The organism is Geobacter sp. (assembly GCF_027327745.1).
Lineage (GTDB): Bacteria > Desulfobacterota > Desulfuromonadia > Geobacterales > Geobacteraceae > Geobacter.
This window is the reverse complement of record NZ_DAHVYG010000074.1, coordinates 30,077-46,742: the sequence shown is the minus strand read 5'-3', so window position 1 is coordinate 46,742 and position 16,666 is coordinate 30,077. Positions and strand designations below refer to the sequence as shown.

Here is a 16,666-nt window from a genome sequence, read left to right as displayed (position 1 = left end):
GCCGGGCTGTAGGTGAAGCTCCCCGCTATGCCGCCGCTTACGCTGGCGTTCAGTTGCGTGCTGGAGAGCGTCGTGCCGTAGGTGATCGCCGCAGGGGTCGCCCAGGTGATGGTCGGGGTGGTTTTGGTTACTTTGGTGATGGTGAACGTAAACGACTTGGTGGTACTTGCCTGATTGGAATCGGTGACCGTAACATTGAAAGTATAGGTACCGGCAACGGGGCTTGCCCAGCTCAACAGGCCTGTTGAACTAATCGTGAGGCCGACAGGCTGATAGAGAAGGCTGTAGCTCAGCGCATCTTTGTCGGGATCGGTCGCGTCAACCTGGGAACTGTAGGAGGCCGCATCGGTCCCCGCGGGAAGAGCCGTAGTATTTATCACCGGTGGACGGTTGACATGGGTGACGGTCAGCAGCCAGTTCTGCGAAACGGTTCCTCCCTTACCGTCATTAACGGTAACCGTAAGCGAGTAGCTTCCCGCCACCGGAGAAGGCCAGCTAATGACGTTGCCGCTGATTGTCATGCCGGCCGGAGCGCCCGCCAGGCTATACGTCAGGGAATCATTGTTCGGATCCGTGGCAACAACGGTGTACGAATACGCCACATTATCAGTTGCACTGGCAACCGGAGCACTGGTTATGGTTGGAGGGCTGTTGGTAACACCGCTTGATACGGTGATGTCAAAAGCTTGGGTAACGTAGAGGTAGCCCGAATCGGTAGCCTGCACAACTACATGGTTAACTCCGACCTGGGTGGCGTCCGGAGTCCAGGTGATAACCCCGAGATTCGGATCGATGGTCATCCCCGCAGGGGCGGTCGGAAGGCCGTAGGTAACCTTGTCCCCCTTGTTCGGATCAGCCGCAACGGCCATATAGGTATACACCTGACCGACCGTGGCAGTTGTGGCCGGCGTGGAAGTGAACGCCGGCGGCGCATTGATGTATGCGATGAACAGCGTATAGGTCTGGGTTGCACTGAGCGAACCGTCGCTCACCCGGACGGTGACGGTGTTGTTGCCGGTCTGAGCCGATGTGGGGGTCCAGGTAATGAGGCCGGTTGTCGGATCGATCTGCATGCTGGTGGGAGCCGCATCGAGGGAGTAGGTCAGCGTCGTGCCGGCATCGGAATCTGAGGCGGTCACCTGGTAGCTGTAAGGCTGCCCCTCGGTGCCGCTCTTGACCGGAGACGAGGTAATGGCAGGGGGGTGGTTGCAGAGTGTCAGTTTTGCACTGTAGCTCGACGGGAACGCCTCGTCACTGGCAAGCTGTGACGCCATCGTGAAATCCACGGCGGAGTTGACGGTGAAAGTCCCCTGCACCGTCTGCTGCACCGCCCCGGCAGCCAGCTGCGGAACGTTCCAGTTTACGGTACCGGTCGTGGCATCGTAAGTCCCGCCGTTCGTCGCAGAGGCGAGCGATATGTCACGGGCCAGCTGCTCGGATATCTGAATGTTATTCACCGGAGAAGACGTGTTACGGGTATTGTCGAACGTATAGGTGTTGGTGAAGGTCTGACCGTAGTTGACGCAGGTCCCGGGAGTACTCTTGGAAAGGTAAAGCGCCTTGGTCGGATAGAACGCGTCCGTGATTGTGAACGAGGTCGGAGTAGCGGGATCAACCGTCAGGTCCCATTGGAGAGCGAACTGCTTGTCGCCATTGTCGAAGATGCCGCCCGGGATGGTGTAGGGTCCGGCAAAATTGTCGAGGTCGTACGGGGTGGCTCCGTTGGCCAAGTTTCCCAGGAACTGGCTGTTGTCGATGCCGTAGCGGCTGGGCGGTACGGTGGCACGCTCCACGAGGGTCGTGCCGGAACCGACGGTGTCGCTCGCCGTGGCGAAATTGGACTGGTAAGCCTTGCCGTTGACAATCGCTGTGTTCTCAAAAAGGTCGGGACCGGTCTTGAGATCATAATCGGAGTAACTGAAGAGATGGAGGTCGAGGGGGGCTGCCGTGAGGTTGGTGATGACAACCTTTTTGTTGAGTGTCGACCGCCCCGTCGTCCCACCGATGAGCTCGTAGGTCACGGCCATCGTGAATCTGCCGGCCTTTTCGGTAAAGGTCAGGGTGACGGAAGAGGCTGTCTGGCCGGTAGCGGCCACCGTGAAGGGAGCCGTGGAGTCGAGAGCATCGCCGCTCACAGGCAGCTCGGGCGACGTCGTCCCGATCCGGTAGTAGAAGGCCTGCTGGCTGACATGTTCGACACTGTCAAATATCCAAGAATAAACGCCAGGACTCTTTCCGGCGCTACCGGAATCGTTGAAGGCCACCGTCGAATTACCACTGGTGAGAGTCCAGTTGGCAGCATTTGCCTGCGGGACGAATGCTGCCACCACAAAGAGGCAGAGTGCCCACAACAACACTTTAAATCTCTGTGCAAAGTCCATGATCTCGTACCTTCTTCCTTTCAATTCCACTGCGTTATGTTTCAATTCTGTGCGAAATATTTACCAGTCGTAAGTCATTCTGCGTGAGCTGTGATCATCGCACTGGCCGGCGGAGGACCAGCAGTTCCCCTCATCGTAGCTGAAGGGGGTGCTTGCCTTCCTGAATCCCTTGAGCAGCGCAGTATTGGTGTTGATGATGTAGGGATAGGGGTCCGGGGTCGTGGCGCCGTAACCGTAGACGATGAGCCGAGACCTCTTGTTGCCATGGGGAACGACCGAATGGCAGGAGACACAGGGAACACCCGAATACCTTTTGCCGTCAACCGTAAAGGATTCCTGATGGTCACCCTCGCGGTGAACGTTGTTTTTCCACGATCCCCCCGAATAGATGGGGTGGCAGTTCACGCAGAAGAGGTCGGCGGACCAGTTACTTGTGCTGCTCCTCAGGTCGCCGAGGGACCAGAGCTTGCCGTTGCGGTCGTAGGGCCAGTAGACGCGGGGGCCATTGAGGAGATATTTGGTCGGCGTCGCCCCCGCCGTCGTCGGAGCCGCATGACAAGCGCCGCAGGCCATGGTCTGGCTACCCACGTTGCTCCACTGTGCGGTCATCTGCTGGATCGTCAGCTTCTTCGGAGCGTAGGAACCGGTCTGGTTATTGAGGGGGACCTGAACCGGGTGGGCCGAGAGGTTATTCGGATTGAATTCCATCGGCTGGTCCGTAAGAGGGACCCCCGACATGCTGATGATAGTGCTGACTCCGGTCGGCGCGGCTCCAAAGGCGTTGTAGGAGTGGCACCGGTAGCATGCCTGATACTGCTTGGCCGCAGGAGTCACCAGCGAAAACGTCGTGATCTGGGTCCAGAGGGGCGCGGTGCCGGGCTCGACACCGGTAAGCATCATCCAGTTGGCGAGGTAGGAACCGTGCCTGTCGTAGTGGACGGTGGTCTTGTGGCAGTTCAGACAATCCCTGAAGGGGGCGAAGACGTACGTGTTGGTGACCGGATCGAGCACCTGCTGGTGACAGCCGGTAACGGGCTGGGCGCTCGGGTCGCCGTAACAGCTCAACTGCCGGGGAGGAAGGGTGAGGTTATGGTGCCGCTCCACGTTGTTCGTCGAAGGGTGGCACTTGCTGCAGTCATTGAAGGTGAGTGCCTGGGCCCCCCCGCTCCCAAACAGACCAAACAACGCTACGATCATAAGACCTAGACCGACCGACGCACTTGCCCTCTGTAGCAGATTTGCCTTCATACCGCCTCCTTGCTTAATCTAGCAAGATCTGGATGGATGCCTTCTTCCGCAGTTCCATAGTATGAGCGTCCAAACGCCTTTCATCGGCGAAACGCTGAAGGTACCGGGCGATAAACTCTCGCACCTCGGTGAGGGGGCGCGGCGCCCCCGGCTTTCTGTCCAGCACCTCGATGATGTGAAAACCGTAGTTGCTCCTGACCGGCTCGCTCACCTCGCCGATCTTGAGAGAAAAGGCAACACTGTCAAACTCGGGGGGCATGTAACCGCGGGCAATATAGCCCAGCTCTCCCCCGGCAGAAGCGGAGGCGCACGCTGATGCCTCCTTGGCGACCGCGGCAAAATCCTCCCCGGCCACAAGCCGACTGCGGATTTCGCGGGCTTTTTTCTCGGCCTTTGCGACGGCATCCGCACCGCTGCCGGCCGGTTCGATCAGGATGTGCCGGACCTTGATCTGCTCCGGCACGTAAAAACTTTTCGGGTTGTCGCGGTAAAACCTCTCGACCTCTTCAGCCGGTACCGCAATGCCGGTGACCTTGTTCCCCCTCAGGTATTCCTCGTAGCGCACACCTTCGCGCAACTCCGCCATGAAGGCATCGAGGGACTTCCCCCTCATCTGGAGGCTTTTGAGGAACGCTTCTTCGTTGGGGAACCTTCCCTTGATCTCCTGCAGCCTTTTGTCCACCTTGGCTTCGAGATCGGCGACAGGATACCGGCTGCTTGCCTGCCGGAGAAGCTCTGCATCGATGAGGGCGTCGAGGGCCTTTCTCCGCTGGTAGTCATCGAATTTTCCGGGGTCCCGCCCCATACCCGTCGCCTTCCCCTTGTTAGCCAGGGCGATCAGGTGGGCATCCAGCGCCTCTTGGTAAATCGGCGTCCCATTGACGATGGCAACGACCTTCTTCGTCTCCTTCACCTCGCCGGCCCGGGCAGTAGAGGGAGAAAGGTGGGAAAAAAGCGCCAACCACACCATCAGGAAACCGAGAACTATCGTGCGTGCCGTGTGCATCACTCGCCCTTCACGTCCGGGTTACGGGTTGAGTTTCGTAATGGTGATATCGGCCGATGTTCCGGTATCGCCGCGGGGAGTGAACGCAAGCGTCGTTTGAGGACTGTCGAGGGTCACGGCAAAGGTCACTTCCTGCGAGGGGGATGTAAAAGGAAACGAGTAGGGGCGCAAATATCTGAACCTCTTCCCTTTGTTGGCGAAGGCGACAACTCCCTCCAGTCCGTTGTTCTTCAAGCTGAGCGAATAGCTCCCTTGACCAAGGGAAAGCGATTGCGCATCGCGCTTCGGCGACCTCCCCTTTCGCTCGAGGTGCAGCTTGTGAGTTTCCTGGGGAACCGTAGCGGCCGAAAGATCGACCAGTCCCCAGCCAAAGTACTTGTCGCGTCCGGGGTCTCCCACGTCCTTTGCCGTGCCGTCAAGCCTTGCCCGTACCTCGTCGGCGCGGCCGCCGGTGCCGTTGGCGTCCGCAATGCCGGAGGACAGAAGCACGGCCGCCGCCCCCGCCACGTGAGGAGCCGCCTGGGAAGTCCCGCTCAGGAGCGCGTATCCCCCGCCGCTGACCGTAGACTTGATGAAGGTCCCCGGGGCGGCCAGCTCCACTTTCGTGCCATAGCTGGAAGCGTACGGGGAGGTGAATATGGCGCGCTGGTCATTCTGGTCGGTTGCGGCGACGGCGATGACGGAATCAAACGCAGCCGGAACCGAGACGATTTCCCTGTCGTCGTTTCCCGCTGCGGCCACCAGGACGATGCCGGCCTGATAGGCCCTGTCGCATGCATCCTTGAGGGGCTTGAAATAATCGGGATAAACGGAATAGATGTCGCCGGAGTAACCGATACTGAGGTTGATCACGTCCATCTTATTGTCGATGGCCCACTCGATCCCCGCGACCACCGTATCCATGTCTCCGCCGGTGTTGTTGGCGCCGAAGACCTTCACCGCGTAAAGCGATGCTTCCGGTGCCACGCCAACGACACCGGTGCCGTTGTCCCGCGCCGCGATGACCCCGGCCACGTGGGTCCCGTGGCTCTGGGAATCGTCGTCATAGGGATCGGCGTTATCTGCAACAAAGTTGTATCCACCCCGATAGTTGTCCTTGAGGTCGGGATGGTTGTAGTCAATTCCGGAGTCGACAATGGCGACCTTGACCCCCGCCCCTTTGAACCCCCGCGAAGCGGCGGTTTCCGAACCGATCCGCTGAACTCCCCACGAATCGACATATTCGGGGGACGGAACGCTGAGGGGCTCGACCGGGCGGATCAAGGTAAACTTTATATTGTCGACGACATAGGCAACCGAGGGGTCCTTCTTGAGGCGGGCAATCTCCTCCTCGGGAAGTTCCGCGGCAATGGCGGGAATGTGCCGGTGGATACGCTTGATGCGTCCCCTGGCACCGTAAACCAGGTTTTCTTCATGATCGGCGGGGGCATGGCGGAAGCCGACGATCACTTTCTTCGTGGCGGCAAACGTGTCAAGCGGCATGAGAAGCAGCGCGCCCGTCACAGCGACGAGCAGGGTGCGTAAGGCATTCATGTGCGTACCTCATGAAAAGTGGAAGCTTCCATCAATCATGCGAAAAGAGGGGGATAGGGAGGAACCCTCCCTATCCCCGGGACATCAGATACTACCGCTTGGTCTTCTTCGCGGCTCCGGTAATGAGCCTGCTGACCGGTCCGTAAAGGGTCTTCACGGTGACCGTGCTGCCAGCCTTGAGGGCAGTGTTGGTGACAACGATCTTCGTGTTACTCCAGTACGTGATCGCGCACTGGCTGCCATCGGCGGCAAAGACGCCGAGGCCGGTGTTCACGTCGACCGGCGGTTGCTGGCCGAAGCCATTGCCGGTGATGGTGACAGTGCTGCCACTGATCGAAGCAGACTTGATGGCGAGCGGCGGAAGAACGGCGACTCTCGTCAGGTTGCTCTGCTTGTCTCCCTTGACGACGAGCAGATCGTAGGTACCGACCGGAAGAGCCGGGATGGTGGCCTGGATCTCGCTCACGGTGATCGAGGTCGGCTGGACGGTGACGGTGGTGGAGCCGTTCGTCAGTTTGACGGCCGAGGTGAAGTCAGTCCCGTTGCTCTGGTTGGTGAAGCTGCCACCGGTGATGGTGATGGCGTTTTCCTGGTTGGCGATGAGAGCCCTGGTGCTCACGTCAGAGACGAACGGTACGATGGCGCCGGCCGGGGACGCATCGGTCGCGTACTTCTGGAACGTACCGTGGCAGCCCCAGCAGTCGAAGTCGGCACCGACGTGGCCATAGCCGAGCGGCATGGCGCCCGGAACAACGTTCGGGCCGGTCGGGCTGCCGGAGGGGCCGGCTCCGGAGGGATTCTGGATGTTGTGGAGCGACTTGACGCCATGGCAGCGCTCGCAGGTTCGGATGTCGAGGAAGTTGGCATCGCCGGGAGCACCGCCGTGGCACCAGGTGCAATCGCCGACCATGATCGGCTGACCGGTAACCGAGGTCGGAGCCCCAAGGCCGGTCCCGTGGTGGTTGTCGGCGTTGCTCTTGATGTCCTTCGGCCCGACGGTGGGGGACGCAGCAGCAGCCTGGTGACACGCCATACACCCGCCGTAGTTACGCGGTACGGCAGGGTCATTGCCGCGCCACTTGGTCTCGGGGGTCACGGAGGACTTGGCGTAGGTCGGGATGAAATGGCCGTCAAGCGGGTTGTCGATGAAGCTGCCGTGACAGAACTTGCAGTCCTGTTGCTGGGCGGCCGTCGTGATGTGGTGCGGGGTCCTGGAGTGGCAGCGGAGACAATCCCTGAAGTCGGCGAAGGTGAACCCGCCGGAACCGTCGGGAACCAGCTGGTGGCACCCGGTAACCGGGGTGGCGGTGGGATCGCCGTAGCAGCTCAGCTGCCGCGGGGGAAGCGTCAGGTTGTGGTGCCGCGGAACGACAACGGCATCACTGATGTGACACGGGGCTGCCTGCAAGCAGTCCGAGCGGGTCAGGGCCGAGAAGGTGGTATCATAGATACCCCCATTCTGGTTCACTGGCGGCGGTGGCACCACCGCCCAGTTGACAGCGGCAGCGCCGAGAACGAGCGTGGCCGCAAGCGAAGCGCTCAACAGAATCTTTTTCTTCATCCTTTCTGCTCCTTTCGTTAATGTGCTGCAAACCAGTACAAACTTACTTCTTCCCTTTCGGGCATCGATGCCGACTATCACCTCCCTTGCCTTGGATTGACGTTCAGCCGCGTCATAGATATCAAGTACGTCATTGCATCCTTTTGCGGAAGGCAGCCGCGCGACATGGAATGCCACCCCCTCCCAAACCGAGGCCGCATCGCTCCGGAAATGCACCTGTGAGTGTGCTGCCTGCAGAGACCTCTTCATGCATGTCGACAGGCCGGGCAAACTGGAAATCAACAGGTCCAGACATGAGACTCAAACAAACGAAAAAACAAGCATTAATACGATATAAGATTAAAATCAATGGAGAGAAAAACGGTTAGGAATCATCTCAGGAGGCCCTGATCAATGATCGGCATCACATTTCACGAAAACAGCCGCATTTTAAACCCGGCATCCAAATTATCAATACAAAATTTACACCGCAATGTCGATTCCTTGACACACGACCAAATTATCCTCTCCAACACTCCGATTTCGTTGAATTTTGTATTCTCCTTTCCCAAGCGGCCACGGGCAAATCAAATCGAGCCCTGTCATAATTCTGTCTTTTGGCGACAACAACCGCCAAATCACCACCTTCTGCGCGACGAAAATAGCGAATGTGTCACCAGCCAAAATAAGTAAGGTCCAATAAAAACGTATGTCTTTACAGGTTTTCCTGTTGACTGTATTTTATTAACACGCATTAACTTGCAACTATCGAGCCCAATAAGCGCAAACCCGAAGCTGAATAGCCGGGTGCGTGAAATGGAGACGTCAGGGTATGCCGACACCATTGAGCACTGCCGAGCATCGGGGACAACGGCCATTCTTGACAACGATGGCTTCAACGCGAAATCCGGTGCGCGAAACAAGCAGTTCGCCACAGGCGGAGCAGAAGGTGCTTTCGCCCTGCAGGCCGGGGACATTCCCTTCGTAGACATAGCGCAAACCCGCCTCCAGACCGAACCGGCGGGCCCTTTCTAAAGTTTCGGGCGGGGTTCTCGGCTGATCGAGCAATCGATACGTTGGATAAAACTGGGTAACATGCCAGGGAGTCTCGATGCCGACCTTATCGGCAATGAATCCGGCCATTGCCTGCAGTTCCTCATCGGAGTCGTTGAGGTTGGGAATGATCAGGGTGGTGAGTTCGATCCAGATGCCGAGCTTCTTATATTCAAGAATAGAAGCAAGCACCTCGTCGAGCATCGCGTGCACGACTTCACGGTAAAAGCGCTCGGAAAACCCTTTAAGGTCGATGTTGGCCGCATCGAGGTAGGGGGCGATCCGGGCAAGGGCCTCGGGAGTTATGTAGCCATTGGTCACAAAGACGTTCTTCAGGCCGTTGCGATGGGCCAACACGGCGGTATCGTAGGCGTATTCGAAGAAAATGGTAGGTTCGGTGTAGGTGTATGAGATCGACCGGCATCCGGATGCCAACGCCCTGCTGACGATCAGTTCGGGGGGGAGGTCGTGACCGGCGAGGAAAATCTCGCCTCGCGGCGCCTGGGAAATTGAATAGTTCTGGCAGTGAAGACAGCGAAAGTTGCACCCGACGGTGGCGATGGAGTAGGTGCGGCTTCCAGGCATGAAGTGGAAAAAGGGCTTCTTTTCAATTGGATCGACATGTTCCGCCACCGCCTTTCCGTAGACCAGGGAATAGAGTACGCCTCCCCGATTTTCCCTCACCCCGCAGATACCGCGTCCGCCATCCGGAATCGTGCAGCGGAAACGGCACAGGGCACAGTTGACCGTACCCCCTTCGTCTTTGGAGTAGAAGCTCGCCTCTCTCATAACCCGCTCCCATAAGAACTTGTTAAGTATATCAAGGCAGGGAGTTATGACAAGAGCTCAAGGTGCAAAACCATGGTTGGGGATTATTCAATGGAAAAAATATTGCTGCGCCAACTGAAAAACAGGGCCAGATCAGCAACTTGAATCCCGTGTCGGCATAATTTCGTTCTAATCGTCAGAGCATGCCTGTTTTCCGGCGTTCGGACCTCGGCAGGCGGCGGAAATATTCTTCCCTCACCCCCGAGTTCTAAAATATCGATCTGGCATCCGCCACCTCTTAGCGCATAATCTACTGTTTTATATGACTTTTTACAATAAAACCCCTTGCAACGCCCAGGCGCCTTTCTCTATAGTTGAATTACAGCACAAAGAAAGGAGGATACGCTATGAAGTGTCCTATCTGCAGCACCAGCACGGGAATCGAAATCGACATGCACGCTGACGGCTATGCCGACAATCTGCTCGAATGCACGCGTTGCGGCACGATGTGGATTGAATCGTTCGAGGAGAAAATCCTGCTGAACAACAAGGTTGCCTGAGGCTGATGAAAATGGGAGGACTCCCGGATGCGGGCCGCACGGGGAGCAGCGGACGGGAGTACCGCCGGACCGGGCATGGAGGATGCGGAAGAGCGGGACGAGGCCTGTTAAAACCAGTTAGAACATGAACCTGCGCATGCTGATGTTGAGCAGGATTGCCACCCCCACCATCGACGTTATCATGGAGGTTCCGCCGTACGAAAAGAGCGGAAGCGGAACGCCTACCACCGGGAATATCCCTATCACCATTCCGATGTTGATGACGATGTGCCAGAAGAGCATGGCGGTGACCCCGACCGCCATCAAGCTCCCGAAGCGATCGTTGCAGCGGCTTGCGATGTGGAGCCCCCAGAAGATTAGGAACAGGTAGAGCAGCAGCAGCACAAGGCACCCGACGAATCCCCATTCTTCGCCGAATACCGAAAAGGCAAAATCGGTATGCTGTTCGGGGAGAAAACGGAGCTGCGCCTGGGTCCCCTGCATGAATCCCTTCCCCAGTACCCCTCCTGAACCGATTGCTATCTTGCTCTGGATGATGTGGTACCCGCTGCTCAGCGGGTCGCGCTCGGGATCGAGAAAGTTGAGGATCCGGTTCTTCTGATAATCCCGCAGGTAGTAGTGCCACGCCAGGTAGACGGCAGGTATGGCCGCAAACAGGCAGGTGACAAACGCCGAGAGCCTGACCCCCACATAGGCGAACATCGAGCAGGCGATGAGAATGACGAGGATCGCCGTGCCGAGGTCCGGCTGCTTCATGATCAGCGCCGCGGGCACCCCTATGAAAAGGGCCGGATACGCAAGGTCCTTCAACGTCAGTCCTCCGACGGTCGAATAGTTCGAGAAGAAGCGGGCAAGGATCATGATGGCGACGATTTTCATCGGCTCCGAAGGCTGTATGCTGAAAAACCCGAGATGAAGCCACCGCGTGGCCCCCATGGAGGTTTTTCCCACCACCAGGACGACCAGCAGCAGGAAGCAGAGCATTCCGTAGAACCAGTACGAGACATCCTCCAGCAGGTGATAATCGATACTGCAGACCACCACCACCAGCAACAGGCCAGCTACGATCCAGTACAACTGCTTCACGAAGAAGGGGGTGCCGACAATGGTGTATGATGCCGAGGCGCTGTAGATGTTGACGACCCCGACGACGCAGATGACGAGCACGATCCCAAAAAGGGTCCAGTCAAAGTTGGTTATCAGTCTCCTGTCGATCATTGCTCATTCTTCCCCTTGCGGCGCAGGTTTCGTCATTTCCTGGCCGCTTTCGCCAGTTCCGCCTTTTTCTTCACCGCCGGGCGGGGCACTGTCCGCGTTGGCCGGCTTTCCGACGGGACTCTTTCTCTCGAAGTAGGCCCGCAGAATACTCCCCGCGATGGGGGCGGCGGCAGCACCGCCGTGCTCGCCGTGCTCAACCACCACCGCCACGGCAATTTCCGGCCTGTCGTAGGGAGCGAAGGCGACGAAGAGGGCGTGATCGCGGTACTGGTAAGGGATTGCTCCTCTCTTGTCCCGCTGTTTCACCACCTGCGACGTGCCGGTCTTTCCCGCCACGCGCACGTCATAGAGCCGGGCCTGGCCGCCGGTCCCCCCCCCTTCGTTCACCACGGCGAGCAGTCCTTCCTTCACGAGGCGGAAACTGCGCGGGCTGATACTCGTGCGGGTCACGACCTCCGGCTTGAACTCCCGGACTACCCTCCCCTCCTGGTCGATGACCCGTTTCACGAGATGGGGCCGATAGACCGTCCCGTCGTTGGCAACAGCCCCGATCATGGCCGCGAGCTGAATCGGGGTCATCAGCACGTACCCTTGCCCGATGGCGGCCGGGAGGGTGTCACCCTGAAACCATTTTTTGCCGTACCGCTTCTCCTTCCAGGCACTGTCGGGGATCAGCCCCCCCTTCTCGTTTTCGAGCCCGACCCCCAGCGGCGCCCCGAGGGCGAATTTGCGGGCGTAGGCAGCAATACGGTTAATCCCGAGCTTTTCCCCCAACTGATAGAAGTACACATCGCACGATTCCTTGAGGGCCCGTTTCAGGTCGACCGTCCCGTGCCCCTTCTTCTCCCAGCAGCGGAAGGTATTGTGGCCGAGCACATAGGCCCCCTTGCAGTACGAGGAACTCCGCTCGTCGACGACTCCCTCTTCCAGGCCGGCCAGGGCGGTGATGATCTTGAAGGTGGAGCCGGGTGGATACTGTCCCTTGAGCGCCTTGTTCTCCAGCGGATGGCGCTTGTCCTCCAGGTACTCCTTCCACTTGTCCGGCGGCATTCTGCCGGCGAAGAGAGCCGGGTCGAAGCCCGGATTGCTCACGAAGGCGAGGATCTCCCCCGTGTTGACATCCATGGCGACGGCGGCCCCGGCCTGCTCGCCAAACGCCTTCTCGGCCTGCTTCTGGAGCGCCGCATCGATGGTGAGGACGAGGCTGGAGCCGACGGCGGGCGGCGTCTCGGAGATGGTTCGCAGGACGCGGCCACGGGCATCCACCTCGATCTGGCGTCCCCCGTCCCGGCCGTGCAGCAGTTTCTCCCAGCTCCGTTCAATGCCGCTCTTGCCGATGTAGTCACCGGAGTTGTAGCCGCTGGCAGCATCCTTCTTCAGGTCTTCTTCCGAGACCTCGCCGATGTAGCCGAGGAGGTGGGCGGCAAGGGTGCCGTCCTCGTACTGACGCACCGGTTTCATCTCGATCTCGATGCCGGGGAGCCAGAGGCGGTTCTCCTCCAGCACTTCGAGCTGGTCGCGGGTGATTCCCGATGCGAGGACGATGGGATAATAACGGGCGCGCCCCTTCCCTTTCTCCCATTTGTCGAGGAGCTCGGCGCGGTCGATTTCGAGATAACGCGACAGCCGTTCGAGAAGGGCGTCGCGGTCCCTGACCTCCTGGGGAATGACCGCCACGCTGAAGGAAGGGCGATTGGTGACGAGTACCGCGCCGTTTCGGTCGAAAATCGTCCCCCGGGATGCGGCCACGGGAACGAGCCGGAGACGGTTGCTTTCGGACTGGCTCTGGAGCTCGTCGGATTTGACGATCTGCAGATACCACAGGCGGGTCAGCAGAAGGAAGAAGAGGGCCGCGGCGAAGATCGAGAGAAAGACAAGCTGTCTCTTGGAGCCGTAATTGTCATGGATGAAACGATGCCCGTTCACCGTGCGTCCCCCATCCGCGCCAGGGGGGAGAAGGTGAACACGATGGAAGCGACGAGAGCGTTTACGAGCCCCTGGGGGACGATGCTCTGGAGGAGCGTTTCATAGATCCCCTGAGCGGCGGAAAAAAGGGCCAGGAGCAGCAGGTTCAGCAGGGCGTTGCCGATGCTTGCCGAGAAGACGCCGAGAATCATGAGGGAGCGGCGGTCGGTGAAGAGACGGTCGGCGACGGTGCGCAGCACGAGGAAGATGAGGAGATAGGAGAAACCGTTCAGCCCCAGGTAGAGGCCGCTGAAACTGTCGTGCACCAGGCCGAGGGAGTATGCCGCCACCCCCCACAGGGCCGATTCGCGCAACCCCATGTACACAACGAAGATGATCAGGAGGTTCGGCTGGAAGGGGTCCGCCACGTAGGCGGGGAGGAGCGTAACCTGCAGCACGAGCGCCGCAAAGACGAGAATGGTATACCAAGTGAATTTAATCATGACCGTTTTGCATCAGAACAAGGACTTCTTCGAGCTTTGCCATGTTAACGGCCGGTCTTACGTCGATGGACTGAAAGATGCCGTACTCCCCCTTCTTGACCATGGAGACCTCGCCGATGACCAGCCCCTTGGGGAATATCCCCCCTATCCCGGAGGTGACGAGGATGTCGCCCACCTTCACATCCTCCTCGCGCAGCGAAAACTCCAGGGAGCAGAGCCCGCCCCCCTTCCCCTTCACGACCCCCCGGGCGCGGGAGCGCTGGACGACGGCGGCGATGCCGCTGGCATGGTCGGTCAGCAGCAGGACCCGGGAACTCCCCGACGCAACCTTCACCACCTGTCCCACCACCCCGCTGGCGGCAACAACCGGCATTCCCTCCTGCAGGCCGTCAACGGTCCCCCGGTTTATGACGAGGGTCTTGAACCAGGGGGAATTATCCTCTCCGATGACCATGGCCGCCACCGACGAGGTCTTGATGGTCCCCTTGAGGTTCAGCAACGCCCGCAGCCGGCCGTTCTCCAGGGCCGCTTCCCGCCCTTCGAGAAGCCGGGCATTGAGGATCTTCACCGACTGGCGGAGCTGCTTGTTCTCTTTCCTGACATCGACCAGATCGATGTAGTCGCTCCAGAGCCCTCCGACAGAATTGCCGATCCGCTCGCCGACGTTGTGAAGAGGGGCAAAGATATCCATGACGGTCCGTTCGAAGGCGTTGGCGTGTTCCTTGTCCCGGAGGTTGAGGGAATAGAAGGCAAGGGCGACCAAGAGGGCCACCCCCGTGATGATGGGAAACCGGTATCGTTTGATCAGTTCCAGCATGGGGCTCAAGGGAGCGGCACGGCACCGCGGCGGGTGCGGCGCCGATGCCGCCTTAGTCGAGGCAGAAGGGGGATCCCTCAACCTCCTCGTGGCGAATCTCGTCCACCGGCGACTTCTTCCCTTCGCCGGCATAGAGCCTGTTCGGCGCGTTGAAGACGATGCCGTCCGCCGTACCGATATTCTTGTACGCGTGCACGACCCCCGGCGGAACGATCACGGCAAGGGGTGCGTCGGCGCCGGCGAAGATCGTCTGACGGACGCCGAAGGTAGGGGAATCCCGCCGCGCATCCCAGAGGAAGACCTTGAAGTTGGAGGGGCCGATGAAGCAGAACCAGTCGGTCTGGTCGACGTGCTCATGGGGGCCGCGAGCCACACCCGGCTGGGTCATGGAGAGGTACGCCATGACCGGCATGGTCTGGGGATCGGTCTCGTCGCTGCGGAAGAGCTCGGCGAGCCATCCCCGCTCGTCCAGATACTTGGCGAGGGGACGGACGGTGACGTCGTGAATCTTCCCCTTCGTGAACTCGGGCCAGCCGGACATCAGTTCCTCCCTCCGCACAGTTCGGTTTCGTTATAGACCCGGACGAGGTAGTCCCGGTACGAAGACTTCGGGGTAGCGGCGATGGCGGCGGCCATCCCCTTGCAGTCGATGTACCCCATCCGGAGCGCAATCTCTTCGAGGCAGGCGATCTTGAGCCCCTGGCGCGCCTCCAGGGTCCCGATGAAGTGCGAAGCTTCCAGGAGGCTCTGGTGGGTGCCGGTATCGAGCCAGGCGATCCCCCGGCCGAGCTTCTGCACCCTCAGCTCGCCGCGCTGGAGGTACTCAAGGTTCACGTCGGTGATCTCCAGCTCCCCCCGGGCCGACGGCTTCAGGCTCCGGGCGATGGCGCTCACCTTCCCGTCGTAGAGATAGAGCCCCGGCACAGCGTAGTTGCTCCGCGGCTCGGCGGGCTTCTCCTCGATGCCGACGGCCCGGCCGTCCCCGTCGAACTCCACCACTCCGTAACGGTGGGGGTCGTTCACGTAGTAGCCGAAGATCATCGCCCCGCCGTCGAAACCGGACATGGCCAGGTCGAGCTCCATCTTCCCGTAGAAGATGTTGTCGCCAAGGATGAGACAGACGGGATCGCCGGCGATGAACTCCTCCCCTACGATGAACGCCTGGGCGATTCCGTTGGGCTCGGGCTGGACCCGGTAGTCGAGCCTCACCCCCCAGCGGGAGCCGTCCCCGAGAAGGGCCTGAAACCGCGGGGTATCGTGGGGGGTGGAGATGATCAGGATTTCGTTGATCCCGGCCATCATCAGGGTGGCCAGGGGATAATAGATCATCGGCTTGTCGTAGACCGGCTGGAGCTGCTTGCTAGCAACGAGGGTGAGGGGATAGAGGCGGCTCCCCGCCCCTCCGGCGAGGATGATGCCTTTCCTGATGGCCATGAAGAATCTCCGAAAATCGGTAAGATTGAACCAAAAACGTCCTTGGAACGGTCAGTTATAACATGGCTGCCTGAAAAACGTCAAACGGTATCTCCCCCCGGCACCGGCGCGGCAATGCCGCTCCCTTCTTCAGCAAGGATCAGGCGGGCGGCAGCGATGAGGTCATCGCAGACCGGCACCTGCCGGGGCACCAGCGGGGCCTCGTCGCTGCCGTAGCCGGTCCGGACGATGACCGATCGGCAGCCGGCAGCCGTCCCTGCCTCGACGTCGATCACCTTGTCACCCACGAGCCACGAGCGACGAAGATCGATCCCGTGGGCGGCGGCAGCAGCGAGAATCATGCCGGGAAGGGGTTTGCGGCAGGCGCACTCGACGCGGTAGGGGCCGACGCCGTGCCGGGGGTGGTGCGGACAGAGATAGTAGGCATCGATGGCGGTGCCAGCCTTGGCCAGCTCCCCGTCCACGAAGCGGTGCAGCCGGTGGACCGCCTCCTCGTCGTAGTAGCCGCGCGCCACCCCCGACTGGTTCGTCACCACGATCACGAGAAAGCCGGCCTCCCTGAGGAGGCGGATCGCCTCCGGCGCGCCGGGAATGAACTCGAACTCCGCGGCCCGGTGCAGGTACGACTTCTCCACGTTGATGGTGCCGTCGCGGTCAAGGAATACGGCACGCCGCAGCTCCTTATTCCCCACGCCTTACC

General features: G+C 59.9%; 14 protein-coding genes. 1 reads left to right on the top strand and 13 read right to left on the bottom strand.

Going from position 1 to position 16,666, the window contains the following annotated elements; all coding sequences use genetic code 11:
- The 6 genes from M6689_RS13760 to amrS all read right to left on the bottom strand — a co-directional run.
- Positions 1–2,381, bottom strand: a 2,381-nt coding sequence (locus M6689_RS13760; protein ID WP_298272838.1) for a putative Ig domain-containing protein, incomplete at its 3' end; no start/stop codon positions are given.
- A gap of 60 nt (positions 2,382–2,441) precedes the next feature.
- On the bottom strand, positions 2,442–3,629 hold the full coding sequence (locus tag M6689_RS13755; protein ID WP_298272835.1) for a cytochrome C: 1,188 nt from the start codon (positions 3,627–3,629) through the stop codon (positions 2,442–2,444).
- A gap of 13 nt (positions 3,630–3,642) precedes the next feature.
- On the bottom strand, positions 3,643–4,635 hold the full coding sequence (locus M6689_RS13750; protein ID WP_298272834.1) for a peptidylprolyl isomerase: 993 nt from the start codon (positions 4,633–4,635) through the stop codon (positions 3,643–3,645).
- A gap of 21 nt (positions 4,636–4,656) precedes the next feature.
- Entirely contained in the window at positions 4,657–6,168 is a 1,512-nt protein-coding gene (locus M6689_RS13745) for a S8 family peptidase (protein ID WP_298272832.1), read from the bottom strand.
- 91 nt (positions 6,169–6,259) lie between these two features.
- Positions 6,260–7,729: an IPT/TIG domain-containing protein gene (locus M6689_RS13740; protein ID WP_298272830.1), complete on the bottom strand. Its 1,470-nt coding sequence runs from the start codon at positions 7,727–7,729 to the stop codon at positions 6,260–6,262.
- A gap of 804 nt (positions 7,730–8,533) precedes the next feature.
- A complete protein-coding gene (gene amrS, locus M6689_RS13735) occupies positions 8,534–9,550 on the bottom strand; it encodes an AmmeMemoRadiSam system radical SAM enzyme (protein WP_298272828.1) in 1,017 nt (338 codons plus the stop codon).
- Positions 9,551–9,936: 386 nt separating this feature from the next.
- On the opposite strand from amrS, the gene M6689_RS13730 reads away from it, so the two are divergent.
- The gene (locus M6689_RS13730; protein WP_298272825.1) at positions 9,937–10,089 is read left to right on the top strand and encodes a hypothetical protein; all 153 of its coding nucleotides are present in this window, start codon (positions 9,937–9,939) and stop codon (positions 10,087–10,089) included.
- Between the two features lie 117 nt (positions 10,090–10,206).
- Here M6689_RS13730 and rodA read toward each other — a convergent pair whose 3' ends face one another.
- The 7 genes from rodA to gmhB form a co-directional block, all read right to left on the bottom strand.
- Complete coding sequence (rodA, locus tag M6689_RS13725) at positions 10,207–11,307, bottom strand: rod shape-determining protein RodA (protein WP_298272822.1); 1,101 nt, start codon at positions 11,305–11,307, stop codon at positions 10,207–10,209.
- A 3-nt stretch (positions 11,308–11,310) separates the two neighbouring features.
- On the bottom strand, positions 11,311–13,233 hold the full coding sequence (gene mrdA / locus M6689_RS13720) for a penicillin-binding protein 2 (RefSeq protein ID WP_298272820.1): 1,923 nt from the start codon (positions 13,231–13,233) through the stop codon (positions 11,311–11,313).
- Complete coding sequence (gene mreD / locus M6689_RS13715) at positions 13,230–13,715, bottom strand: rod shape-determining protein MreD (protein WP_298272818.1); 486 nt, start codon at positions 13,713–13,715, stop codon at positions 13,230–13,232. The genes mrdA and mreD overlap by 4 nt, the downstream gene beginning before the upstream one ends.
- Positions 13,708–14,532, bottom strand: coding sequence for a rod shape-determining protein MreC (mreC, locus tag M6689_RS13710; protein WP_298272815.1), 825 nt, complete (start codon positions 14,530–14,532; stop codon positions 13,708–13,710). Before mreC ends, mreD begins: the two co-directional genes overlap by 8 nt.
- Positions 14,533–14,584: 52 nt before the next feature.
- Entirely contained in the window at positions 14,585–15,073 is a 489-nt protein-coding gene (locus M6689_RS13705; protein WP_298272812.1) for a dTDP-4-dehydrorhamnose 3,5-epimerase family protein, read from the bottom strand.
- On the bottom strand, positions 15,073–15,966 hold the full coding sequence (rfbA, locus tag M6689_RS13700) for a glucose-1-phosphate thymidylyltransferase RfbA (RefSeq protein ID WP_298272811.1): 894 nt from the start codon (positions 15,964–15,966) through the stop codon (positions 15,073–15,075). Before rfbA ends, M6689_RS13705 begins: the two co-directional genes overlap by 1 nt.
- Before the next feature lie 80 nt (positions 15,967–16,046).
- Positions 16,047–16,658 carry a D-glycero-beta-D-manno-heptose 1,7-bisphosphate 7-phosphatase gene (gene gmhB, locus M6689_RS13695; protein ID WP_298272810.1) on the bottom strand — a complete coding sequence of 204 codons (612 nt, stop codon included), beginning with the start codon at positions 16,656–16,658 and terminating at the stop codon, positions 16,047–16,049.
- Positions 16,659–16,666 lie beyond the last annotated feature (8 nt).